Origin of the sequence: Streptomyces sp. NPDC096136 (assembly GCF_044763325.1) — a bacterium.
In the GTDB taxonomy this organism is placed as follows: domain Bacteria; phylum Actinomycetota; class Actinomycetes; order Streptomycetales; family Streptomycetaceae; genus Streptomyces.
The window spans coordinates 143,007-165,476 of sequence record NZ_JBIWFZ010000014.1 but is presented as its reverse complement, the minus strand read 5'-3'; the positions used below and the strand labels follow the sequence as shown (position 1 = coordinate 165,476).

At 75.1% G+C, this 22,470-nt stretch carries 19 protein-coding genes; 11 read left to right on the top strand and 8 right to left on the bottom strand.

Annotated features, from left to right (window positions below; genetic code table 11):
* Positions 1 to 163: 163 nt before the first annotated feature.
* The 5 genes from ACIRBY_RS26455 to ACIRBY_RS26435 all read left to right on the top strand — a co-directional run bounded on the left by ACIRBY_RS26455 (position 164) and on the right by ACIRBY_RS26435 (position 5,154).
* The gene (locus ACIRBY_RS26455) at positions 164 to 964 is read left to right on the top strand and encodes a crotonase/enoyl-CoA hydratase family protein (RefSeq protein ID WP_403904784.1); all 801 of its coding nucleotides are present in this window, start codon (positions 164 to 166) and stop codon (positions 962 to 964) included.
* Between the two features lie 491 nt (positions 965 to 1,455).
* Positions 1,456 to 2,418, top strand: coding sequence for a Zn-ribbon domain-containing OB-fold protein (locus ACIRBY_RS26450; RefSeq protein WP_403904781.1), 963 nt, complete (start codon positions 1,456 to 1,458; stop codon positions 2,416 to 2,418).
* Positions 2,418 to 3,485 (top strand): thiolase domain-containing protein, encoded by a 1,068-nt coding sequence (locus ACIRBY_RS26445; protein WP_403904778.1) that lies wholly within the window; start codon positions 2,418 to 2,420, stop codon positions 3,483 to 3,485. The genes ACIRBY_RS26450 and ACIRBY_RS26445 overlap by 1 nt, the downstream gene beginning before the upstream one ends.
* Complete coding sequence (locus ACIRBY_RS26440) at positions 3,482 to 4,666, top strand: thiolase domain-containing protein (RefSeq protein ID WP_403904776.1); 1,185 nt, start codon at positions 3,482 to 3,484, stop codon at positions 4,664 to 4,666. The genes ACIRBY_RS26445 and ACIRBY_RS26440 overlap by 4 nt, the downstream gene beginning before the upstream one ends.
* Before the next feature lie 248 nt (positions 4,667 to 4,914).
* On the top strand, positions 4,915 to 5,154 hold the full coding sequence (locus ACIRBY_RS26435) for a DUF397 domain-containing protein (RefSeq protein ID WP_390686542.1): 240 nt from the start codon (positions 4,915 to 4,917) through the stop codon (positions 5,152 to 5,154).
* Here the strand turns inward: ACIRBY_RS26435 and ACIRBY_RS26430 are convergent.
* On the bottom strand, positions 5,151 to 5,717 hold the full coding sequence (locus tag ACIRBY_RS26430; RefSeq protein ID WP_403904773.1) for a hypothetical protein: 567 nt from the start codon (positions 5,715 to 5,717) through the stop codon (positions 5,151 to 5,153). The genes ACIRBY_RS26435 and ACIRBY_RS26430 overlap by 4 nt on opposite strands.
* Positions 5,718 to 5,994: 277 nt before the next feature.
* On the opposite strand from ACIRBY_RS26430, the gene ACIRBY_RS26425 reads away from it, so the two are divergent.
* Both ACIRBY_RS26425 and ACIRBY_RS26420 read left to right on the top strand, forming a co-directional pair.
* Positions 5,995 to 8,661 (top strand): ATP-binding protein, encoded by a 2,667-nt coding sequence (locus tag ACIRBY_RS26425; protein ID WP_403904770.1) that lies wholly within the window; start codon positions 5,995 to 5,997, stop codon positions 8,659 to 8,661.
* A gap of 35 nt (positions 8,662 to 8,696) precedes the next feature.
* On the top strand, positions 8,697 to 9,212 hold the full coding sequence (locus ACIRBY_RS26420) for a hypothetical protein (protein WP_403904768.1): 516 nt from the start codon (positions 8,697 to 8,699) through the stop codon (positions 9,210 to 9,212).
* A gap of 19 nt (positions 9,213 to 9,231) precedes the next feature.
* Here ACIRBY_RS26420 and ACIRBY_RS26415 read toward each other — a convergent pair whose 3' ends face one another.
* The 3 genes from ACIRBY_RS26415 to ACIRBY_RS26405 are packed head-to-tail and all read right to left on the bottom strand — an operon-like array spanning position 9,232 to position 11,602.
* Complete coding sequence (locus tag ACIRBY_RS26415) at positions 9,232 to 10,437, bottom strand: MAB_1171c family putative transporter (protein WP_403904765.1); 1,206 nt, start codon at positions 10,435 to 10,437, stop codon at positions 9,232 to 9,234.
* A 2-nt stretch (positions 10,438 to 10,439) separates the two neighbouring features.
* Positions 10,440 to 10,970 (bottom strand): toxin-antitoxin system, toxin component, encoded by a 531-nt coding sequence (locus tag ACIRBY_RS26410; protein WP_403904871.1) that lies wholly within the window; start codon positions 10,968 to 10,970, stop codon positions 10,440 to 10,442.
* A 14-nt stretch (positions 10,971 to 10,984) separates the two neighbouring features.
* Positions 10,985 to 11,602, bottom strand: coding sequence for a hypothetical protein (locus tag ACIRBY_RS26405; RefSeq protein ID WP_403904762.1), 618 nt, complete (start codon positions 11,600 to 11,602; stop codon positions 10,985 to 10,987).
* Between the two features lie 326 nt (positions 11,603 to 11,928).
* On the opposite strand from ACIRBY_RS26405, the gene ACIRBY_RS26400 reads away from it, so the two are divergent.
* Entirely contained in the window at positions 11,929 to 12,429 is a 501-nt protein-coding gene (locus tag ACIRBY_RS26400) for a hypothetical protein (protein ID WP_344168321.1), read from the top strand.
* Positions 12,430 to 12,457: 28 nt separating this feature from the next.
* On the opposite strand, the gene kstD is transcribed toward ACIRBY_RS26400, so the two are convergent.
* Entirely contained in the window at positions 12,458 to 14,257 is a 1,800-nt protein-coding gene (kstD, locus tag ACIRBY_RS26395; protein ID WP_403904759.1) for a 3-oxosteroid 1-dehydrogenase, read from the bottom strand.
* Between the two features lie 185 nt (positions 14,258 to 14,442).
* Positions 14,443 to 15,570, bottom strand: a complete 1,128-nt coding sequence (locus ACIRBY_RS26390; RefSeq protein WP_403904756.1) for an aminoglycoside phosphotransferase family protein — start codon at positions 15,568 to 15,570, stop codon at positions 14,443 to 14,445.
* A gap of 232 nt (positions 15,571 to 15,802) precedes the next feature.
* On the opposite strand from ACIRBY_RS26390, the gene ACIRBY_RS26385 reads away from it, so the two are divergent.
* Positions 15,803 to 17,299: a hypothetical protein gene (locus ACIRBY_RS26385; protein ID WP_403904754.1), complete on the top strand. Its 1,497-nt coding sequence runs from the start codon at positions 15,803 to 15,805 to the stop codon at positions 17,297 to 17,299.
* A 127-nt stretch (positions 17,300 to 17,426) separates the two neighbouring features.
* Here the strand turns inward: ACIRBY_RS26385 and ACIRBY_RS26380 are convergent, their stop codons facing one another.
* Together ACIRBY_RS26380 and ACIRBY_RS26375 are read right to left on the bottom strand one after the other, a co-directional pair.
* Positions 17,427 to 18,851: a PP2C family protein-serine/threonine phosphatase gene (locus ACIRBY_RS26380; protein WP_403904751.1), complete on the bottom strand. Its 1,425-nt coding sequence runs from the start codon at positions 18,849 to 18,851 to the stop codon at positions 17,427 to 17,429.
* A gap of 267 nt (positions 18,852 to 19,118) precedes the next feature.
* Entirely contained in the window at positions 19,119 to 19,367 is a 249-nt protein-coding gene (locus tag ACIRBY_RS26375) for an SCO4226 family nickel-binding protein (RefSeq protein WP_366450539.1), read from the bottom strand.
* A gap of 294 nt (positions 19,368 to 19,661) precedes the next feature.
* On the opposite strand from ACIRBY_RS26375, the gene ACIRBY_RS26370 reads away from it, so the two are divergent.
* Together ACIRBY_RS26370 and ACIRBY_RS26365 are read left to right on the top strand one after the other, a co-directional pair.
* Positions 19,662 to 21,908, top strand: coding sequence for a molybdopterin cofactor-binding domain-containing protein (locus tag ACIRBY_RS26370; protein WP_403904749.1), 2,247 nt, complete (start codon positions 19,662 to 19,664; stop codon positions 21,906 to 21,908).
* Positions 21,909 to 21,926: 18 nt separating this feature from the next.
* Complete coding sequence (locus ACIRBY_RS26365; protein WP_403904746.1) at positions 21,927 to 22,403, top strand: (2Fe-2S)-binding protein; 477 nt, start codon at positions 21,927 to 21,929, stop codon at positions 22,401 to 22,403.
* The last annotated feature ends 67 nt before the right edge of the window (positions 22,404 to 22,470 follow it).

The following is a 22,470-nucleotide window of genomic DNA, read 5'->3' as shown; positions in this document are numbered from 1 at the left end:
CTGACCCGGACCGGGCGGCCGGTCTGCTCGGCGGTCATTAGAGCGCCGCCCGGCGCAACTGGGAAGGGCGCCCGCCAAGAAAACTGACTGGTCGTCAGAAAACCCTTGTACTGCACCCGGCCCTCCTGCAACCTGTTCTAGGTCTCGAGACGGGAGGACGGCAATGGGTGGGACGGAACACCTGACCGTGGACCGCCACGGCGCCACGCTGGTGCTCACCATGAACAGGCCGGAGGCGAAGAACGCGCTCTCGCTTCCCCTGCTCGTGGGGCTCCACGACGGCTGGCTGGAGGCGGACGCGGACGACGGGATCCGGTCGGTGGTCCTCACGGGCGCGGGCGGGGACTTCTGCGCCGGAATGGACCTCAAGGCGCTGGCCGGGCAGGGCATGGCGGGCGACGCGTACCGGGACCGGCTCAAGGCCGACCCCGACCTGCACTGGAAGGCGATGCTCCGCCACCACCGGCCGCGCAAGCCGGTGATCGCTGCGGTGGAGGGCCACTGCGTGGCCGGCGGCACCGAGATCCTCCAGGGCACGGACATCCGGGTCGCCGGGGCCGGGGCCACCTTCGGCCTCTTCGAGGTCAGGCGGGGGCTGTTCCCGATCGGCGGCTCGACGGTACGGCTGCCCCGGCAGATCCCGCGCACGCACGCCCTGGAGATGCTGCTCACCGGACGCCCCTACTCGGCCGAGGAGGCGGCGCGGATCGGACTCGTCGGGCGGGTGGTGCCCGACGGGACGGCGCTGGAGGCCGCGCTGGAGACCGCCGAACGGATCAACGCGTGCGGGCCGCTGGCCGTCGAGGCGGTGAAGGCCTCCGTCTACGAGACGGCCGGCATGACGGAGAGGGAGGGCCTGGCCGCCGAACTGGCCCGGGGCTGGCCCGTCTTCGACACGGCCGACGCGAAGGAGGGGGCGCGGGCCTTCGCCGAGAAGCGGGCCCCGGTCTACCGGCGGGCCTGACCCGTGGCCGGGCGCGGCCGCCGATGCGGGTCCGGTCCCCCACCCGCCCGTCCCCGTTCCCCGGAGCTGCGCCCGGGACCTCCGGCCCCCCGGCCCCCCCGGACCTTCCGGACGCCCGGACGCCCGGACCCCCGGACCTTCCGGACGCCCGGACCTCCGGACCTTCCGGACGCCCGGCCCCCCGGACCTTCCGGCCCCCCGGACCTTCCGCACGCCCCGCCCCCGGACGCCCGCCCCCCCCGGGACGCCCGGAGAGGCGCGCCCCGGCCCCGGGCGGGCGCCCCCCTCTCCGGGGCCGCGCCCCGCCCTCCGCGCCCGCGGCCCGAACCCAGGGGCTGCGGCCGAGCCGCACGATCCCACCCCCGGGGACCCGCCTGCCGGGGCCGTGCCCCGAGCGAGCCGCCGGGGCGCGGCCCGGGGTCGTGCACCGGCGCGGTCCCGGGCCTTCCGTCCCGTGTCCCGTACCACCGTCCGAGCATCGGAGACCCTCCATGACAGCCGCGTCCCCGCCCGAGGTGCTGCGTGCGCCCCTCGTCGTCGAGTTCCCCTTCACCCGCTCCCTCGGGCCCGTCCAGAGCGCCTTCCTCACCGGGCTCCGCGAGCGCGTCGTCCTCGGCGTGCGGACCTCCGGCGGCGGCGTGATGGTGCCGCCCGTCGAATACGACCCCGTCACCGCCGAGGAGCTCCGCGAGCTCGTCGAGGTCGCGCCCACCGGGACCGTCACCACCTGGGCCTGGAACGGCGAGCCCCGCCCCCAGCAGCCCCTCGCCACCCCCTTCGCCTGGGTGCTGGTCCGGCTCGACGGCGCCGACACCGCCCTCCTGCACGCCCTCGACGCCCCCGGACCCGACGCCGTGCGCACCGGCATGCGGGTCCGCGTGCGCTGGGCGGCCGAACGCACCGGGGCCATCACCGACATCGCCTGCTTCGAACCCGACGCGGAGACCGGTCCCGAAGGGACCGCCGCCCCGCACGACGGCGCCTTCGCCGACCCCGTCACCGGCATCGTCGCCGCGGCCCGCCTGGACTACACCTACAGCCCCGGCCGCGCCCAGACCGCCTACATCAACGCCCTCTCCGAGCGGCGGACCGTCGGCGAGCGCTGCCCCTCCTGCCACAAGGTCTACGTCCCCCCGCGCGGCGCCTGCCCCACCTGCGGGGTCGCCACCACCGACCGGGTCGAGGTGGGCCCGGCCGGCACGGTCACCACCTTCTGCATCGTCAACATCAAGGCGAAGAACCTCGACATCGAAGTCCCCTACGTCTACGCCCACATCGCCCTCGACGGCGCCGGCCTCGCCCTCCACGGCCGGATCGGCGGCATCCCGTACGACCAGGTCCGCATGGGCCTGCGCGTCGAACCCGTGTGGACCGACGGCGGCCGCTACCCCGACCACTACCGCCCCACCGGCGAACCGGACGCGGACTACGACGCGTACAAGGAGCTCATCTGATGCCCGGGAGCACGCGCCACGCCCGCGAGGTCGCCGTCGTCGCCTTCGCCCAGAGCGACCACCTGCGCCGCACCGACGAACTCAGCGAAGTCGAGATGGTCATGCCGGTCCTGCACCGGGTGCTGGCCGACACCGGCCTGAAGACCGGCGAGATCGGCTTCACCTGCTCCGGCTCCAGCGACTACCTCGCCGGCCGGGCCTTCTCCTTCACCATGACCCTCGACGGCGTCGGCGCCTGGCCGCCGATCTCCGAGTCGCACGTCGAGATGGACGGCGCCTGGGCCCTCTACGAGGCCTGGGTCAAGATCCAGACCGGCGAGGCCGACACCGCGCTCGTCTACGCGTACGGGAAGTCCTCCCCGGGCTCCGTCCGCGACGTCCTCACCCGCCAGCTCGACCCGTACTACCTCGCACCCCTGTGGCCCGACTCCGTGGCCCTGGCCGCCCTCCAGGCGCAGGCGCTCATCGACGCGGGGGAGACCGACGAACCGGCCCTCGCCGCCATCGGCGCCCGCAGCCGGGCCGCGGCCGCCGCCAACCCGCACGCCCAGCTCCGCGGAGCCGTCCCGCAGGGCGGCTACCAGGTGGCGCCCCTGCGCACCGGGGACTGCCCGCCCATCGGCGACGGGGCGGCCGCCGTCGTCCTGGCCGCCGGCGACGCCGCCCGCCGGCTGTGCGCGCGGCCCGCCTGGATCACCGGCATCGACCACCGCATCGAGGCCCACGGCCTGGGCCTGCGCGACCTGACCGACTCCCCGTCCACCCGGACCGCCGCCGAGCACGCCGGGCTCTTCGACGCCCCGGTGGACACGGCCGAACTGCACGCGCCCTTCTCCTCGCAGGAGGTCGTCCTGCGCAAGGCGCTCGGCCTCGGCGACGGGGTGGCCGTCAACCCCTCCGGCGGCGCCCTCGCCGCCAACCCCGTCATGGCCGCCGGCCTGATCCGCATCGGCGAGGCCGCCGCCCGGATCCACCGCGGGGAGTCCGACCGGGCCGTCGCCCACGCCACCTCCGGGCCCTGCCTCCAGCAGAACCTGGTCGCCGTCCTGGAAGGGGACCGAGCATGAGCGGACCGGGCACCACGGGCAAGGAGCCGGTGGCCGTCGTCGGCGTCGGCCAGACCCGGCACGTCGCCGCCCGCCACGACGTCTCCCTCGCCGGCCTGGTCCGCGAGGCCGCGGTCCGCGCGCTCGCCGACGCCGAACTGACCTGGGCGGACATCGACGCGGTCGTCATCGGCAAGGCCCCCGACTTCTTCGAGGGCGTGATGATGCCGGAGCTCTACCTCGCCGACGCCCTCGGCGCGGTCGGCAAGCCGATGCTGCGCGTGCACACCGCCGGCTCGGTCGGCGGTTCCACCGCGCTCGTCGCCGCCAACCTCGTCGCCGCCCGCGTCCACCGCACCGTCCTGACCCTGGCCTTCGAGAAGCAGTCCGAGTCGAACGCCATGTGGGGGCTCTCCCTCCCCGTCCCCTTCCAGCAGCCCCTGCTGGCCGGCGCCGGCGGGTTCTTCGCCCCGCACGTGCGCGCGTACATGCGGCGCACCGGCGCGCCCGACACGGTGGGCTCGCTCGTGGCGTACAAGGACCGGCGCAACGCGCTGAAGAACCCGTACGCGCACCTGCACGAGCACGACATCACCCTGGAGAAGGTCCAGGCCTCGCCCATGCTCTGGGACCCGATCCGCTACTCCGAGACCTGCCCGTCCTCGGACGGGGCCTGCGCGATGGTCCTCACCGACCGGGCGGGCGCGACCCGCTCGCCCCGGCCCCCCGCGTGGGTGCACGGCGGAGCGATGCGCAGCGAGCCGACGCTCTTCGCGGGCAAGGACTTCGTCTCGCCGCAGGCGGGCAAGGACTGCGCCGCCGACGTCTACCGGCAGGCCGGGATCACCGATCCGCGCCGGGAGATCGACGCGGTCGAAATGTACGTCCCCTTCTCCTGGTACGAGCCCATGTGGCTGGAGAACCTGGGCTTCGCGCAGGAGGGCGAGGGCTGGAAGCTCACCGAGGCCGGGGTCACCGAACTCGACGGCGACCTCCCGGTCAACCCCTCCGGGGGCGTCCTGTCCACCAACCCGATCGGCGCCTCCGGCATGATCCGCTTCGCGGAGGCGGCCCTCCAGGTCCGGGGCCTGGCGGGGGAGCACCAGGTGCCCGGCGCCCGCCGGGCCATGGGCCACGCGTACGGCGGCGGCGCGCAGTTCTTCGCCATGTGGCTGGTGGGCTCCGAGCGGCCGGGCACCTGAGCCGGGCCGGACACGGGGCCGCGCACCGGACCGTGCGGGTACGCGTACAGGACCGCATGCGCACCGGACCGCACGCGTACGCACGCGTCCGGCCACCGCACGCGTCCGGCCGCCGCGCACCGCACGCGTCCGGCCGCGGGGCCGGATCCGCCGCACCGGCCACGGACACCCCGCCGTGGTCTGTGCGGCGCCCGCCGCGATGGCTACCCTGGGCCCCCGGACGACGACGTACCGGGAGGAGCAGGCAGATGGCCGAGAGCACGACAGCGCGGACCCCCGCTCACTGGGGCAGGCCCGACCTCGATCTCAGCGGGGCGGACTGGCAGCCGAGCAGCCGGGGCGCGGGCGACCTCCAGGTCGCCTTCGTGGAGGGCTTCATCGCCATGCGCGACAGCGACCGCCCCGACGACCCGTCACTCGTCTTCGCCCCGAACGGATGGCGCAAGTTCGTCCTGGGCGCCCGGGCGGGCCGCTTCGACCTGGCCTAGGCCGGCCCGCCGGTCCGGCCGCCGGGCGCGTCGTCCCGGGCGGTCAGTCGCAGGGCGACCTGGACCTCGTGCTCCCCGGAGACCGTGCCGAGGTGCTCACCGGCGAAGGCCTCCTCCAGGACGGCGCGCACCTGGCGCACCGACGCGGCGGCACCGTCCAGCTCGGCCCTCACCGGTGAGGCCGGCCGGGCCCCCGGGCCCCCTCCGGGCGCACGGCGGCGGACGTCCACCGTCACCGCCCAGATGCTCGGGTCCACCGCCGGACCGGCAGCGGCCCGCGCCGGCGCCGGCGGGGTCATACCGGGGAACGCCCGCGCCAGCACGTCCAGCACGGCCCCGGCACCCGCCCGGTCGCAGTGGCTGACCAGGACGCTCACCTCCGCCGAGGACCCCTCCGCCGCGGGCGCCGCGGCCACCCGTACCGGATCGGCCGGGGGGCCCGCGCCCGTCCCCGTACGGGAGGGCGTGCCGGGCGCCCGGCCGTGCTCGTCCACCATCGCCCCCGCGTCCGGGAGCGGCACACCGCGCCGCTCCGCGTCCGCCCGACCGCGGTTCGTGTCCATTTCTCGCCTCCGGCTCGGGGCGCGGCCCCGCACGGTGCCCGGGGCCGGCCGTTGACCGGCACGTCAGGGTGCCTCACCTGGCGGCTGTCCGCGGAAGGCCGCGCCAAACCCGCCACGGGCCGCCGACCGCGCCGCCGGGCCGCCCCCCGCCGCGACCGGGGCGCGGGCGGCCGGGCGAGGTCCGGAAGAGAAGATCAGATTCTTTCCCGTATAGCGGCGCCCCGGCACGCGCGCGGGCGTAGGCTGAACCTCCGAACCGGCCTGGGGGGTACGAGCCATGACGGACCGCCGGACCCGCACACGGCGCTCGCTCTTCGAACGCGAGACCGAACTCGCCGGCGTCGACGAGGCCCTGGACCGGCTCACCGGCACCGGACCCGACGCGGCCGGCGGCCTCCTCGCCCTCTCCGGTCCGGCCGGCCTCGGCAAGACCACCCTGCTCGCCGAGGTGCGCCGGCGCGCCCTCGCCCGCTCCTGCACCCTCCTCGCCGCACGCGGCGGCGAACAGGAGCAGAGCCAGCCCTTCCACGTCGCCCGCCAGCTCATCCAGCCCCAGCTGGCCGGCCGCCCCGAGGCCGAGCTGCGCGCCGCACTCGGCAGCTGGTACGCCATCGTCGGCCCCGCCCTGGGCCTGTGCGCCCCCGAACAGGGCGCCCCGCCGGACCCCCAGGGCCTGCGCGACGGACTGGACTGGGTGCTCACCCACCTCACCGTCCAGCGCGCCCCCGTCGTCCTCGTCCTCGACGACGCCCACTGGGCCGACCCCGAATCCCTCGGCTGGCTCGCCGCCTTCGCCCCGCGCGCCGAGCACCTCCCGCTGCTCCTCGTCGTCGCCTACCGCCCCGACGAACTCCCCGCGCACGCCGAGGCCTTCCGCACCCTGCCCGGCCGGGCGGGCCGGCGCCCCCTCAGCCTGGCCCCGCTCACCGAGGCCGCCGTCGCCACCCTGGTCCGCGAGACCGTCGGCGCGCACGCGGAGGACGCCTTCTGCCACGAGGCCTGGGCCGTCACCACCGGCAACCCCTTCGAGGCGGTCGAACTCACCGCCAAGGTCCGCGCCCGGGGCATCACCCCCGTGGAGTCCAGCGCCCCGCTGCTGCACGACCTCGCCGCCGCCCAGCGCGGCAGCGGCCTCGTCGCCCGCCTCCACAGCCTCGGCCCCTCCACCGTCCGCTTCGCCTGGGCCTGCGCCGTCCTGGGCACCGCCATCCCCCGGCAGATCGCCGCCCGCGTCGCCGGACTCGGCGTCGAGGAGGCCGCCGGCGCCACCTGGCGGCTGCGCGACGCCCGCATCCTGTCGGCGGCCCCGGCGGACGCCGAGGACGCGGACACCGGGCTGGAGTTCGTCCACCCCCTCATCGCCACCGCCATCTACCGGGCCATCCCCGACGCCCTGCGCGTCGCCCTGCACGGCAAGGCGGCGGCCGCCGTCGTCGACGCCGGACTCGGCTCCTCCGCCGCCGCCCGCCACCTCCTGGAGACCCACCCGGAGAGCGACCCCTGGGTGGTGCGCACCCTGCGCGAGGCCGCCGCCGAGAACCTCCGGGCCGGCGCCCCCGAAGCCGCCCGCCGCCAGCTCGCCCGCGCCCTCCAGGAGCCACCGGACTTCGGCGAACGCGCCGCCGTCCTCTACGAACTCGGCTGCGCCTCCCTGCTCACCGAGCCCGCCACCACCGTCAACCACCTGCGGGCCGCCCTCGCCGAACCGTTCGACGATCCCGCGCTGCGCCAGGGCATCGTCATCCGGCTCGCCCAGGTCCTCGCCCACAGCGACCACCTGCGGGCCGCCTCCGAACTCCTCGCCGGCGAGATACCGCGCGCCCACGACCCGCGCGCCCGGCTGCGCCTGCAGTCCGAGCAGTTCATGTGGGACGCCTTCGACGCCGCCGAACCCGACTCCCCGGCCCGCTCCCGGCGCCTCGCCAAACTCGCCGACCGGCTCACCGGCCGCGACCTCACCGAGCGCTACGTCATCGGACTGCGCGCCTGGGACGCCTGCCTGCGCGGCGAACCCCTCGACGTGGCCCTCCACCACGCCGGGCGGGTCCTGGAACAGCCCTTCAGCTGGGCCCATGAAGACCGCGGCTTCGAGGTCCCGGTGCTCGCCGCGATGGTCCACATGTACGCCGACGCGCCGGGCCGCGCGGAGGAGCTCTTCGAGGCGGGCACCGCCGAGTTCGAACGCCAGGGCTGGCACGGCGCCCACCTGTCCTTCGCCTACAGCCTGCGCGCCTACATCCGCTACCGGCGCGGCCGCCTCGCCGAGGCCGAGGAACTGGCCCGGGCCGGCCTGCGGCTCGCCGAGCGCGTGGGCCGCCGCACGCCCGTGCACTGGTACGCCATCACCATCCTCCTCACCACCCTGCTCGGCCGCGGCCGGACCGAGGAGGCCTGGGCGCTGGCCCGGGAGCACGCGTACGGGGAGCCCTTCCCCGCCGCCGTCGTCTTCCCCGACTCCCAGACCGTCTACGCCGAACTGCTCCTGGCCGCCGGGGACCGCAAGGCGGCCGCCGTCGAACTGGAGGCGGTGGACCGGCGGCTGACCCCGCGCGGGATCCAGAACCCCGCCTGGTGCCCCTGGCGGCTGCACCTGGCCCTCGCGGTGGCCCCCGAGGACCCGGCCAGGGCCCGCGCCCTGGCCGCCGAGGCACTGCACCGCGCGAGGGCCTTCGGCGCCCCCTCCGCCATCGGGCAGGCCCTGCGCGTCTCGGCCGCGGTGGCCCCGCCGGAACAGCGCGCCGCCCTGCTGGCCGAGGCCGTCACCCACTTGGAGGACTCCCCGGCGGCCTACGAGCTGGCCCGCGCCCTCGCCGCGCTCGGCACCGAGCTCCGCGACCCCGACCTGCTCACCCGCGCCCACCTGACCAGCCGCGCCTGCGGTGCCGACGGCCTGGAGGCGCGGACCGCCGAGGCCCTGAGCGCGTTCGCCCCCGGCCCGAGCTGAGGCACCGTCCGCCCTCCCGGGGCAGGGTGGACCCCATGGACCACCCCACCAGGCTCAGCGTCTTCCGCAGCGAGGCGGCGGCCTTCGACCGGGCCCTGCGGCGGGCCGCCGACGGCGGCCGGGACGCACCCCCGGTCCCGTCCTGCCCCGGCTGGTCCGTCGCCGGCGTCGAACAGGCCGTCCACCGCTGGGACGCGGAGTCCGTCACGGGCACGCCGGCCCCCTTCGACCCGGCCTTCGCCGCCGACGCGGTCGCCCAGACCTTCGGGGCCGTGGTCCCCGCCCGGCGCGGCCGGAAGCCGGCCCCGGCCGGTGCCGGCGAGCGCTACCGCTTCCGCCGCAGCGACGGCCCCGGATCCTGGACGCTGGAGTTCACCGGGGACCGGGTGCGCCTGGAACCGGGCGGCACCGGCCGGGTGGCCGTCGAAGCGGCGGGCACGGCCTGCGACCTCACCCTGTTCCTCCGGCAGCGCCTCCCCGCGGCCGGCCTGGAGGCCACCGGCGACCCGGCCCTCCTCGACCGCTGGTCCGACCTCGTCCCGCCGGTCTGAACCGGGACGGGAGGACCGCTCAGCGGCGCACGCCCTCCGGCCGGACCGGCGGGTCCGGCCGGGTGCGGAAGGAGGAGACGACGGGGGAGCGGCGCAGGGCCCGGGAGACGGCCACGAGGTCCGGGGTGCCGGCCGGGCCCGCCCCGGCGGCGGCCGTGCCCTCCGCCCCGCCGCCGGGCCCGGCCGCGAGGCCCAGGCGCAGGCCGCGCACCGCCGCGACCACCGCCACGGCGTCGGCGGTCGCCGCCGCCCGGGCGGGTGCCTCGTCGCGGGCCAGCGCCTCGGCGAGGGCCCGTGCGCGGACGTCCGGGTCCATGTACGGCTGGAGCCGCAGCAGCCCGTCGCTGATCTGCGTCCGGCGCTGGACCAGGCGCCGGCTCACCGGGGTGCGCCGGGGCAGCCGCAGCGGGGCCTCCAGCCCGTCCAGCTCGCGCACGAACGGGGCCAGGGAGCGGTACTGGCGGTAGTCCGTCCACAGCGCCTGCGCCGCCTGGCCGGCGTGCGGGAGGATGAAGCCCACGGCGATGAACAGGGCGCACACCGAGGCGATGGGCGGGGCGACGTACGTGCTGAGCCAGTCCAGGTCGTGGCCGGTCCAGCGGGCGGCCACCGCGACGAGCTTCACGGTGTCGTAGCAGAGGTTCAGGAGGAACCCGACGACCAGGAACACCAGGCCCGCCCGCAGCCAGCCGGACACCTCGCGCAGCCAGGTCCAGGTGACCGCCGAGGTGACCAGGCAGGCGGCCGTGTGCGCCCCCAGGTAGAGCAGGATGTGCTCGCGCATCCAGGGGGTGTTGGCGTAGTAGGTGTCCAGGTCCCGCAGCCGCTCGACCGGCACGTCGGCGAAGGCGAAGGTGATCCACAGCCCGGCGACGACGGCCGCGTAGAGGGCCCCGATCGTCCAGATGGTCCGGCGGACCCGCCGGGGATCGCCCCCGCGCCAGTGGATGATCATGATCAGGCAGGAGGCGCAGAACAGCGTCAGCAGCGAGTAGACCAGCGGCGCCGCGAAGTTGCTGACGCCCGTGGAGCTGTTCAGCAGGGCGAGCGTCTTGGGGCGGCCGAAGTAGAACACGGCCGAGCCCAGCAGGAGCAGCCCGCCGAGGGAGCGCACGTTCGGGTCGATCCGCCAGAACCTCATGATCACCGGCAGCCGGATGGCGAAGGCCAGGGTGAGGATCGCCGCCGGGATGAGGTACGGGATGTAGAACCTGTCCGAGGTCAACGTCAGCCGACCGGTCCGCGGTAGCCGAGGGCGTTGCCGATCCGGCCCGCCACGCCGTTCCTGCGCCCGGCCCCGGAGGACTCCCCGCCCGCCAGCCACGGCCGGCACCGGTCCCCGAGCATCAGCCCGAACCGCTCGGCCTCGATCTCCTGGGCGTCCTCGTAGTGGGACCGCGCGGCGACGCTCGCGTACGTCAGCGAGGAGGCGTCCGGCAGGGAGCGGGCCGCGTCGGCCGCCCGGTGCCCGTGCTCGCCGCAGTGCCCGGCGTTCATGTGCCACAGCTCGTGCCCGAGGATGACCAGTTGGTGGTCCGGGGTCGTGTACTTCTCCACGACGACGATGTCGTACTTCTCCATGTTCAGCCACAGGCCCGAGGTGGTCAGCTCGGTGGGGAAGCGCTCGAAGCGCAGCACGATGGGGCGGCCGCCCCGGGTCCGGCTCATCGCGTCGCACAGGGCGCGGAAGAGGGTCTGCGGATCGGCCGGCGCCTCCAGGTCGAGCGAGGACGTCAGCGCGGTGCACAGCTTGCGCATCGAACGGGACAGGTTCACCGGGCCGCCCCGGCGTGCCGCTCGGCGGAGAGCATCCCCGTGATCATGCCCAGCAGCAGGGTCTCCTGCGTGCGGGTCAGGGGTCTTCCCCGGGTGGAGACGGAGACCAGGCCGTACTGGTCCACGAGGTCGGCCATCAGGTTGCCCGATCGGTAGTCGAGGGATTCGAGGGTGGGCCGCAGGGCCCGGCTCACCGCCTGGGCCGGGGTGTCCGTCAGGAAGGAGGCCTCGCGGCCGAAGAAGGCGGCGAACGCCGTGCAGTACCGCAGGTGCGGGGGCCTGCGCCCGGACACCAGGGCGTCGACCCAGCGGGCCGGGGCGCCGATCGCCGCCGCGATGTCCGCGACGCGGTAGGGGCGGCCGTGGACGTCGCGGGAGACCGCGTAGAGGAACGCCGCCCGGCGGCGGACCCTCTCCCCGGTCGCCCCGGGCCCGGGCCCCTCCTCGCCGCGCAGCAGGGCCGCCGTCACCTCCGGGGGGACGCCGGCCCGCTCCGCGAGGGCCCGGGGGTCCAGGATCTCGTCCAGCTCCAGCCGCCCCTCCTCGGCGAGCGCCCGGATCCGGTCGAGCGTCACGGCGAGGGGAAGCGGCGGATCGCCAACAGACACGGTCATCCGTCTGTGCTCCCATGCGTCCGAGGCCGTCTGCGCACCCGGGATGGCGGTAGGCCCCCCGGCCATCGAGATCCCCACCTTCGGATCGTAGCCGCCGATTCGAAAACGATCGCGGACCGGTGGCGGGGACGGACAGCAAGATACAGCCAGGAGGGCTGGTGGTGGCAGAAAAAGGAGCACGACGAAGGCTGCCCGGGCCGGTAAGGAGCACGGCGCGAGCACGCGCCGTACCCGCAGGTCCGCGATCTCCGCGGCCCCCCGGCCCGCCCCGGTGGCGGGGGCACCCCGGGGCCGGAAAACCTGCGCGGCCACGTACCATGGGCCGCATGTCCTTCCTCCGCCGCCACCGCGCCGCCACACCCGCCGGCCCGGACTTCGACGTCCTGGCCATGGACCCGGGGGACTGGCCGGGCAACCTCGGGGCCGGGCTGCTGCCCGCCCCCGACGGCAGCTGCCAGGGAGTCTTCCTCCGCTACGACCTCTTCGGCGGCCGCGGCCCCGCGATGATCATCGGCAATCTCCCCGAGGGGTCCCCGGCCCGGGACCTCGCCGAGGGCCAGGTGCCCTTCGAGGTGGCCCAGCTCCTCGACGCCCTCGAGAACGACGAGGAGGTCGAGGTCACCGGCACCGAGGACTGCCCCGTCATGCAGGGCGACAACCTCCTCATCGTCCGCAAGGTCAAGCTCTCCGAGAGCCGGATCTCCTGCGTCCAGTTCGACCGCAGCGACAACGTCCTCGTGACGATCGCCAGCTGGGACCGCCCGATCACCGACGACCTCTACGCGCTGCTGAAGCCGCTCCCCGCCGAGCTCTTCCAGCAGGGCTAGGCACCCCGGCCCGCGTGCCGCCCGGCCGTCAGGCGCCGTCCGCGATGTCGTTCGCCGCCACGTAGCCGAACGTCATCGCGGGCCCGATCGTCGACCCGGCCCCCGCGTAGCTGTGGCCCATCACGGCCGCGCTCGCGTTGCCCGCCGCCCACAGGCCCCGGATCACCGAGCCGTCCGCCCGCAGCGCGCGGGCCCGGGCGTCGGTGACGATGCCGCCCTTGGTCCCCAGGTCGCCCGGCACGATCCGGAAGGCGTAGAAGGGCGGGACCCAGATCGGGGCCAGGCAGGAGTTCGGCAGCACGTTCGGGTCCGTGTAGTAGTGGTCGTACGCCGTGTCCCCCCGGTGGAAGTCGGGGTCGGAGCCGCTCCACGCCTGGGCGTTGAACCGGTTCAGCGTCGCCCGCAGCGCCGCCGCCGGCACCCCGATCTGCCCCGCCAGCGCGTCCCAGGTCCAGGCCTTCTTCGCGGCGCCCGCCTCGTACCAGGCGTCCGGGAAGGGCAGCGTCGGCAGGATGTCCTTGAACAGGTACCGGTTGCGGTAGTTCTGGTCCACGATCAGCCACGCCGGGATGTGCGACCCCGTCGCGCCCCGGTCCTTCTCGTACATCACGTGCACCACGTCGCTGTACGGCGCCGCCTCGTTCACGAACCGCGTCCCGGCGCGGTTGACGACCAGACCGCCCGGCAGGGTCCGCTCCGCCAGGCAGAAGTACGGCTCCCCGGGCAGCGGGATCGTCGGCCCCCACCAGGCGTCCTCCATCAGCGCCAGCGCCGCGCCCGCCCGCTGCCCCGCGAGGATCCCGTCGCCGGTGTTCTCCTTGGCGCCCACCGACCACTCGGTGCCGATCGGCTGCTGCTGGTAGCGCTCCCGCATCGCCGCGTTGTGCTCGAAGCCGCCGGAGCCGACCACCACGCCCCGGCGGGCGCGCACCACGCCCCGTACGCCCTCCTTCTCCACCACCACCCCGGTGACCGCCCCGCCCTCCTGGACCAGGTCCACCAGCGGGCTGTTCAGCCACACCGGTACCCCCGCCCGCATCAGCCCGGCCCGCAGCCCGGCGGCCAGCGCCTGGCCCATCGTCAGGGGCTTCTGCCCCAGCAGCGCCGCCTTCGTGCCGCGCGCCAGGCACTCCGTGGACACCGCGAGCCCCTTCGCGGTGACCGCCGCGAGGTTGAGCCACTTGTAGTCCTGGCTGAACACCACCATCCCGGCCGGCACCGGCATGTACGCCGGGTTCAGGTGCGCCAGTTCGGCTCCCAGGACGTTGCCGTCGATCTGGTCCGGCTCGATGGAGCGGCCGTTCGGCAGCCCGCCCGGCAGGTTCGGGTAGTAGTCGCTGTAGCCGTCCATGAAGCGGAACCTCAGCGGGCTGTTCGCCATGACGAAGTCCAGCATCCGCGGGCCGTTGGCCAGGAACGCCCGCTGCCGGTCGGCCGGCACCTCGGGCCCCACCACCGCCGACAGGTACGCCGCCGCCTTCTCCGGGGTGTCCGCCACCCCCGCGCCCAGGATCACCGAGTTGTTCGGCAGCCAGATCCCGGCCCCCGAGCGGGCCGCCGAACCGCCGAAGGTCGGGGCCTTCTCCACCACCAGCACGCTCAGCCCCCGCCCGGCGGCGGTGAGGGCGGCGGTCATCCCCGCCGCCCCCGACCCGACCACCACCACGTCGTACTCGCCGAACGCCGCCCCCTCGGCCCGGGCCGCGGCGGCCGGCAGCACGGCGGCGGCGAGCACCCCGGCCCCCGCCCCGGCGAGGACCGTCCGGCGGGAGGGCGGGGCGGGACGCGCGGCGTCAGGGCTCGCGGACAGGGACACGGCCTCGGTCATGGGCGGGCTCCAGGGGTGTGGAAGGGGCGGGCTCCGGATTCTGATGCTGAGTCAGAAAAGGTGTTCGGAGGATCATGTGATGTCAAGGCACGCGCACCCGGGCGATCCGCCCCGGACAGGCCGAATCCCGTGGCCCCCACCAGGTGGGGGGCCACGGGATTCCGGCCGCAGGGCGCGAGCGGAGGTCAGCGGGTGCCGACCGCCGCCCGGACCGCTCTGCGGGCCATGCCCGCGTCGTCGTGGAGGCGGCGCAGCAGCAGGCGCTGCTCCTCCCCCGAGGACAGGGCCCCCGCGGGCAGCGGCCGGCTCGCCGGGGACGCCAGCATCGACCGCTGCACCGCGGTCTCGCACATCCGGATCTCCCTGGTCAGCACCAGCATCAGGTTGACCAGGAAGGCGTCCCGGGAGGCCGCGCCCGCCGACTGCGCGAGCCGGCTGATCTGGCTGCGCGCCGCGGGGGCGTCGCCCAGCACCGCCCACAGCGTGGCCAGGTCGTAGCCCGGCAGGTACCAGCCCGCGTGCTCCCAGTCCAGCATCACCGGCCCGGCCGGGGACAGGAGCAGGTTGGACAGCAGCGCGTCACCGTGGTTGAACTGCCACGGGATCCCCGCCGGCCGCAGTCCGTGCAGCAGCTTCTGCAGATCGCCGAAGTCCCGGTCGGTCAGCAGCCCCAGGTCGTGGTCCCGCGAGATCCGCCGCGCGTAGTCCACCGGGTGCCCGAACAGGTCGGCCGACGGACGCCACTGGTTGACCCGGCACACCGCGCCCAGCGCCGCCCGTACGTCGGCCCTCGGAGGCGCCTCCACCGGGTGCCGCTGGAGGGCGGCGACCCGGCCGGCCATCCGCTCGACGACCAGGACGCAGTTCTCCGGGTCGGCGGCGATCAGGCGGGGCACCCGGACCGGCGGGCGGTGCCGGACGAAGGTCCGGTACGTCGCTATTTCGTGCCGGTACCGCTCGCGCCACTCGGGCGAGTGGTCCAGTAAAACCTTCGCGACCGCGGTCATCCGTCCCGTCGTCCCGACCAGGAGGACCGACCGGCCGCTGCGCCGCAGCACCTGGACCGGAGCGAACTCGGGACAGATCCGCTGCACCGACGCGAGCGCGGCGCGCAGCTGCGCCCCCTGCGGCCCGGACAGGTCGATTCTTCCGCTGAGCGGCTGCGATCCGGCCGCCGGCATCCGCCGCGCCCGCACGGCGCCCTGCGCCGGGACCGGCTGGCGGCCGGTTTCGAGGGGGATGCCGCCGCCCCCCGCCTGGAGGGTTCGGTGGGGGCGGACCGGGGCGGACACGGAGGACGTGGCTGCGTACATGGCGTTTACGGTTCCCTTCGTGCGCCGACGAGTTGCGTACGCCGCCCCGCCGGATCCCGTACTTCACCCTGGGGAGCTCCGCCGGTGAACCGGGTCGGGGAGGCGCATTCCTACCTGACACCCGGCGGCAGGTGGCGAACCACGGGGCGTGCCCTGGCGAACCCTGGCGAATAGTCCACGGGGAACTGACAGGGGGTTACTGTCAACTCAGCCGAGAACCTGGGGGCTTGACGTGAGCAAGGGTCCAAACACCCGTCTGAACGACCTGTTCGGCCTGGCCGGCTGGTCGAAGGGCGAACTCGCGAGGATGGTCAACCGGCAGGCGGCCGCGATGGGCCACCACCAACTGGCCACCGACACCTCGCGGGTGCGGCGCTGGATCGACATGGGGGAGACCCCGCGCGAACCGGTGCCCACGGTACTGGCAGCACTGTTCACCGAGCGGCTCGGTCGTGTCGTGACCATCGAGGACCTCGGGTTCGTACGGCAGCGGCGCACCACCAGACGGCAGCCCGACGGGGCGAAGGAGAACCCCGACGGAGTGCCCTGGGCGCCCGAACGCACGGCCGCGGTCCTCACCGAATTCACGGGAATGGACCTCATGCTCAACCGTCGCGGCCTGATGGGCGCGGGAGCCGCGCTCACCGCCGGCTCAGCCCTCAGCAACGCCATGTACGACTGGCTGCAAGGCGATCCCGCCACCGCCAAGGACCCGCAGCGCTTCGGCGACCCCTACCAGGCCGACCCGGCGGGCTACGACCGCTACGAGGCGGCCCCCATCGGCTCGCAGGAGATCGAGGCCCTGGAGCGCTCGGTCGAGGTCTTCCGGGCCTGGGACGCCTCCAGAGGCGGCGGGCTCCAGCGCAAGGCCGTCGTCGGCCAGTTGAACGAGGTCGGCGGCATGCTCGCCTACCACCACCCCGACCACCTCCAGCGCAGGCTGTGGGGGGTGGCGGCCAACCTGGCGGTCCTGGCGGGCTGGATGTCGCACGACGTCGGCCTGGAACCCACCGCCCAGAAGTACTTCGTCATCGCCGCGCACGCGGCCCGCGAGGGCGGCGACCGCCCCCGCGCCGGCGAGGCGCTGTCGCGGGCCGCCCGGCAGATGGTCCACCTGGGCAAGCCCAACGAGGCCCTGGACCTGATGAAGCTGGCCCAGGCCGGCTCCGGGGACCAGACCCTGCCGCGCACCCGCGCCATGCTGCACACCATCGAGGCCTGGGCCCAGGCCGCCATGGGCAAGGGCCAGGCCATGCGCCGCACCCTGGGCGAGGCCGAGGACCTGTTCGTGTCCGACAAGGGCGACGTACCGCCGCCGTCGTGGATGCAGCACTTCGACGAGGCCGACCTGCACGGGATGCAGGCCCTGGCCTACCGCACGCTCGCCGACCACGACGCCTCGGCGGCGCCGGTCGCCGCGCGGCACGCGCGGGAGGCGCTGCGGCTGCGCGGCGACGGCTACCAGCGCTCGCAGATCTTCGACTACATCTCCATGGCCTCCGCCTGCTTCATCGCGGACGAGCCCGAACAGGCCGACCGTTACGCCCGCCTGGCCCTGGTCTCGATGAACGAGACCTCCTCGCACCGGACGTGGGACCGGCTCCGCGAGATGTACCGGCTCACCGGGCAGTACGCCGGGTACGCGCGCATCGAGGACCTGCGCGAGGAGATCGAGCAGGTGCTCCCCGACAGCCCCGCCCCGCGCGCCGCCCGCGGCACCGGCGTCTAGGGGGCCGGTGTCGCGGACCGTGTCGACGGACGGGGACGGGAGCAGACGACGGACGGGGCCGCGCCTCGGGCGCGGCCCCTCGGACCGATCGGGTGCGGCCCCTCGGACCGATCGGGTGCGGCGGTGGTCAGCCGCCGATGCGGGCCACCAGCACGCAGGCGTCGTCCTCGCGCCGGCCCTCGCCGAACTCCTGCGTCACCATCCGCACGCAGTCGCGAGCCGACCGCGCGGCCGAGAACCGCGGCGCCAGCGCCAGCAGTCGCCCGGTCCCGTCCGCCCGGCCGAACTCGACGCCGCGCGGGGTCAGCCCGTCGGTGTGCAGGACGAGCACGTCACCCGGTTCGAGGAGCTCCTCGGCCTGCCCGTAGACGGCTCCCGAGGTGGCGCCCAGCAGCACCCCCTCCGGCGGCTGGAGCGCACGCCCCTGGCCGCGGCGGAAGAGCAGGGGTGCGGGGTGCCCGGCCTGCGCCCAGGACAGCAGCCGGCGGGCGGGGTCGTAGCGGCAGCAGACGGCCGAGCCGAGGGCCGGCTGCGCGGAGGTCTCCAGCAGCTGGTTGAGCCAGCCCATCAGCGGGCCCGGCTCGATGCCGGCCATGGCCATCCCGCGCAGGGCGCCGAGCAGCATGGCCATGCCGGAGGTGGCGCTCACGCCGTGCCCCGTCAGGTCGCCGACCGTCAGCAGCGAGCGCCCGTCGCCCAGTTCGAGCGCGTCGTACCAGTCGCCGCCGATCAGCGTGCTGGTCGCGGAGGGCAGGTAGTGCGCGGCCACGTCCATCGCGCCGGCGTTGTCGTGCGGGAACCGCAGGGAGCCGCGCCACGGGGGGAGCACGGCTTCCTGCAGCTCGACCGCCAGCCGGTGCTCGGTCTGCGCGATCTCCCGCCGGCGCAGGAGCGAGTCACGGGACTCGCGCTCCGCGCGCTGGCTCCGGCGCAGTTCGCTGACGTCCCGCAGCAGGGCCCACATCGAGGCCGTGCAGCCGTCGGCGTCGAGTACCGGCTCGCCCCTCATGTGCAGCGTCCGGACGCGGCCGTCGGCCCGGACGATGCGGAACTCGCCGTCTATCGGCTTGCCGTCGACCAGGCAGTCGGTGACCATCGCGGTCAGCAGCGGCTGGTCCTCGGAGAACAGGGTGGAGCCCAGCTCGTCGAGGGGGAGCGGGCCCGCCTCGGGGGAGCGGCCGAAGATCCGGAAGAGCTCGTCGGACCAGGTGACCTCGTCCGTCAGCAGGTTCCACTCGGCGCTGCCGACGCGGGTCTGGCGGTCCTCGGGCGCGGCCTCCGGGGGGACCGCGGGGAGCTCGTCGTCGTCACGGGTGGGCGGCAACCCCTCCTTGAGCTGGCCCAGGTGCTGGCCCAGGTCGTCGAGGTGGTGTACCGCGAGGTCGCACAGCGCGCGCTGCCAGCGGCCCTGGGCGTCGTCGTCGTCCACGACGGTGTCGCGGCGGACCGCGTCCACCTCTCCGCGCAGCCGGCGGGTCTGCGAGATCAGCGCGTCCACGGATCCCGGCTCGGGCGGCTGCGCGGAACGGTCCGCGTACAGGTGGGACGGCATGAGCACTCCGATACAGGCGCGGCGATACGGGCTCGGCACGGCCAGGTCTGAAAGAAGGACCGCTCACGACTGTGGCACAGCGGGAGACGGCCTGTAAGGCGTTTGGCAACATCCGTAACGTTCTTGCATACGGCATATGCCGAAGGCCTCCCGGCCGCCTCCCGTCCGTGCGAACATTTCCGGTCGGCCGCGGTGGCCGCTCCCGCGGCGGCCCTGCCGCCCCGCCCGTTCCGCGGCCGGTCGCCGCGCGTGCCGGAGTGCCGGCCGTCAGACGCTCAGCGGCACCGGGTGGATCTCGTCGGCCGGGTGCCCCGCCCGCTCGTGGACCTTCTGGACCGCCGCCGCCGAAGGCGCCTCGGACAGGCAGTAGACCTCGCCGGACGCGGGGTCGGCCCAGGCGCGCTGGAACGTGACCTTCTCTTCCGACTGGATCGCGAGGTCCGCCCGGTGGGCTTCCATCAACTGGTCCGCGGTAATGCCCTTCATGCCGTGGTGGACATCCATGAACTGGCCCATCTCCGCACACCTCCTCGTGCATGGCAAACGCGTACGGATCTGCTTCCATCGTCCGCCCGCGGCCGGAAATCGGCCTTCCGGGCGGGGCGGCTCGATCGTACGGGCGAGGTGTGCGACGCCCCGGGGCCGGCACGGTCACCCGGAAGGCGGGCCGGGTGACCCACCCGAACGAAGGACCCCGTCCGTCCCTTCCGCTTCCCAGCCCACCCGGTGATCGCTACCCTACGTGTCGGTAACGAGCCGGGGCGGTCCGCTGGACGACGGCGGGCCGGGGAGGGCGGGGGACAGGTCCAGATGGCCGAAGAGAGCAGCACGGCGACGGGGCGGGACACGGGCGGCGGCAGCCGCAGGTCCTTCCTGACCTACCTCGTCGCGGCCCCCACCCTGGCCCTCGTCACCCGCGCCGGGGCCGACGCCCTGGCCCCGCAGCCCGCGCACGCGGTGGTGCCGAGCCTGCCCGAGGTGGCCGACCTGATCGACCTCGGGGACCTGTTCATCCTGGCCGGGGCCCCGACCTCCGCCCTGCTGGTGCTCGTCGTCGAGGAGGACGGCACCCTCCGCTTCCGGCTGCCCCGCGAGGAGGTCGGCCAGGGCCTCACGACCGCCGTGGCCATGCTCGTCGCGGAGGAGCTCGACGCGCCCCTGGACAGCGTCCGCGTGGAACTGGACGACGCCCGGCCCGAGCTGCTGTTCAACCAGCTCACCGGTTCCTCCAACTCCATCCGCTCCCTGTACGGGCCGGTCCGCCAGTGCGCCGCCACCGCCCGGGCCCGCCTCGTCGCGGCCGCCGCCGCCCGCTGGAACCTCCCCGCCGCGTCGCTGACCACCGCGAACGGCTCCGTACGGGCCCCGGACGGGCGCACCGCCGGCTACGGGAGCCTCGCCGCGGCGGCCGCCGCGCCCGGCCTCGTCGTCCTCGGCGCCACGCCCAAGCCGGTCGGCCGGCACTCCCTCGTCGGCACCCCGACCAGCCGCATCGACGCCCGCGCCATGGTCACCGGCGCCCAGCGCTACACCCTCGACCTCGACGTGCCCGGCGCCAAGCCCTGCGTGGTGCGCCGCCCGCCCAGCCTCGGCGGCACCGTCCGCTCCGTCGCCAACCGCGCGGCCGTCCAGGCGATGCCGGGCGTCCTGCACGTGGTGACGGTCCCCACCGGGGTCGCCGTCGTCGCCGAGACGTTCGGGCAGGCCCTCGACGCCAAGGCCGCCCTCCAGGTCGACTGGGGCCCCGGCCCCGCCGACCAGCTGTCGGACGAGCAGATCCGGGCCAGGCTGCGCGCCGCCACCCCGGCCCCGCTCCTGCCGCCGCTGCTCACCCCGTACGTGGACGCCGAGTTCGACTTCGCCTTCGTCAGCCACGCCCCGATGGAGACCAACTCGGCCGTCGCCGACGTCCGCGACGACCGGGCCGAGATCTGGTCGGGCCTGAAGTCCCCCATCGTCGCCCGCGAGACCATCGCCGCCGACCTCGGGCTCCCGCTGGACAAGGTGAAGGTGCACGTGGTCCAGGCCGGCGGCTCCTTCGGCCGGCGCCTGTTCTTCGACGCCGCGCTGGAGGCCGCCCGCGTCTCCAAGGCCTGCCGCCGCCCGGTGAAGCTCATGTGGACCCGCGTGGACGACACCCGCCACGGCCGGATGCGCCCCGCCACCCACCACCGGATCAGGGCCACCCACCTGCTCGGCGAGGTGCTCGGCTTCGAGCACCGGGTCGCCGCCGCCGAGACCGACTTCCGCCACGGGCTCGGCGAGATCATCACCGCCACCGCCGCCAGCCTGCCCTCCGGCATCGGCAACGCCACCCTCGCCCAGACCCTGTTCCTCACCACGGTGAAGTCCCCGTACCACTTCGGGCTCACCACCCAGGCGCTGACCGAGGTGCCGACCGGCATCCCCACCGGTTCCTGGCGCTCGGTCTACTCGGCCAACACCCGCGGCGCCGAGGAGGTGATGGTCGACGAACTGGCCGCCGCCACGGGCAAGGACCCCTACCGCTTCCGGCGCACCTTCCTCAAGACCGACGCCCAGCGCGCCGTCCTCGACAAGGCGGCCGCCGAAGGGCAGTGGGGGCGCGCCCTGCCGGCCGGCTGCGCACAGGGCATCGCCTTCCACGAGGAGTACAAGTCGCGCACCGCCTGCCTGGTGGAGATCGACGCCCGCGACCCGGAGCACGTCCGCGTCACCCGGGCGGTCATCGCCGTCGACGTGGGCCTGCCCGTCAACCCGCGCGGGCTGGAGGCCCAGATGATCGGCGGGCTCACCGACGCGATCTCCACCACCCTGCGCGCCGGGCTGCACCTGGACAGGGGGCTGCCGCTGGAGGGCAGCTACAGCCAGTTCCACTGGGCGAAGCAGCGCGACACCCCGCAGGACGTACGGGTCTTCGTGCTCCCGGCGACCGGCACCGAGCCGGGCGGCGCGGGGGAGCTCGGCGTGCCCGCCGCCGTGGGAGCCATCGCCAACGCCTGGGCCCGGGCGACCGGTTCCAAGCCGCGCAGCTTCCCCCTCGACTTCGACGTCGACTTCACCCCCTACCCGCGCTGACCACCGGAGTACCCCGCCGTGCCCTCGCACACCTTCACCGTCAACGGGCGGAGCGTCACCGTCGACGCGCCCGACAACCTGCCCCTGCTGTGGGTGCTCCGCGACATGCTGGGGGTCACCGGCCCCAAGTACGGCTGCGGAGTGGACGTCTGCAAGGCCTGCACCAGCCACCTCGACGGGGTGGACGTCCGCCCCTGCGTGGTACCGGTGTCGGCCTGCGCGGGCCGGGCGGTCACCACCATCGAGGGGCTCGCGGACGGCGACCGGCTGCACCCCGTCCAGGAGGCCTGGCTCGAACAGGACGTCGCCCAGTGCGGCTTCTGCCAGCCCGGGCAGATCATGGCCGCCGTGGCCCTGCTCCGCCGGACCGCCGAACCCACGGACGAGGACATCGACGCCATCGCCAACATCTGCCGCTGCGGCACGTACTTCCGCATCCGCGAGGCCATCCACGCCGCCGCCGCCCGGATGCGGGAGCGGGGCTCCCTCCCGTAGGGGCCGTCCGGGACCGCCCCTGGGCCGTACGGGGGACGCCGGCCCCGCGGAGTACCGCGCGTGGACG

Coding starts and splice junctions, on each gene's coding strand:
- ACIRBY_RS26455 (WP_403904784.1), top strand. CDS start 164: ATGGGTGGGACGGAACACCTGACCGTGGACCGCCACGGCGCCACGCTG.
- ACIRBY_RS26450 (WP_403904781.1), top strand. CDS start 1,456: ATGACAGCCGCGTCCCCGCCCGAGGTGCTGCGTGCGCCCCTCGTCGTC.
- ACIRBY_RS26445 (WP_403904778.1), top strand. CDS start 2,418: ATGCCCGGGAGCACGCGCCACGCCCGCGAGGTCGCCGTCGTCGCCTTC.
- ACIRBY_RS26440 (WP_403904776.1), top strand. CDS start 3,482: ATGAGCGGACCGGGCACCACGGGCAAGGAGCCGGTGGCCGTCGTCGGC.
- ACIRBY_RS26435 (WP_390686542.1), top strand. CDS start 4,915: ATGGCCGAGAGCACGACAGCGCGGACCCCCGCTCACTGGGGCAGGCCC.
- ACIRBY_RS26430 (WP_403904773.1), bottom strand. CDS start 5,717: ATGGACACGAACCGCGGTCGGGCGGACGCGGAGCGGCGCGGTGTGCCG.
- ACIRBY_RS26425 (WP_403904770.1), top strand. CDS start 5,995: ATGACGGACCGCCGGACCCGCACACGGCGCTCGCTCTTCGAACGCGAG.
- ACIRBY_RS26420 (WP_403904768.1), top strand. CDS start 8,697: ATGGACCACCCCACCAGGCTCAGCGTCTTCCGCAGCGAGGCGGCGGCC.
- ACIRBY_RS26410 (WP_403904871.1), bottom strand. CDS start 10,970: ATGCGCAAGCTGTGCACCGCGCTGACGTCCTCGCTCGACCTGGAGGCG.
- ACIRBY_RS26405 (WP_403904762.1), bottom strand. CDS start 11,602: ATGACCGTGTCTGTTGGCGATCCGCCGCTTCCCCTCGCCGTGACGCTC.
- ACIRBY_RS26400 (WP_344168321.1), top strand. CDS start 11,929: ATGTCCTTCCTCCGCCGCCACCGCGCCGCCACACCCGCCGGCCCGGAC.
- kstD (WP_403904759.1), bottom strand. CDS start 14,257: ATGACCGAGGCCGTGTCCCTGTCCGCGAGCCCTGACGCCGCGCGTCCC.
- ACIRBY_RS26390 (WP_403904756.1), bottom strand. CDS start 15,570: ATGTACGCAGCCACGTCCTCCGTGTCCGCCCCGGTCCGCCCCCACCGA.
- ACIRBY_RS26380 (WP_403904751.1), bottom strand. CDS start 18,851: ATGCCGTCCCACCTGTACGCGGACCGTTCCGCGCAGCCGCCCGAGCCG.
- ACIRBY_RS26375 (WP_366450539.1), bottom strand. CDS start 19,367: ATGGGCCAGTTCATGGATGTCCACCACGGCATGAAGGGCATTACCGCG.
- ACIRBY_RS26370 (WP_403904749.1), top strand. CDS start 19,662: ATGGCCGAAGAGAGCAGCACGGCGACGGGGCGGGACACGGGCGGCGGC.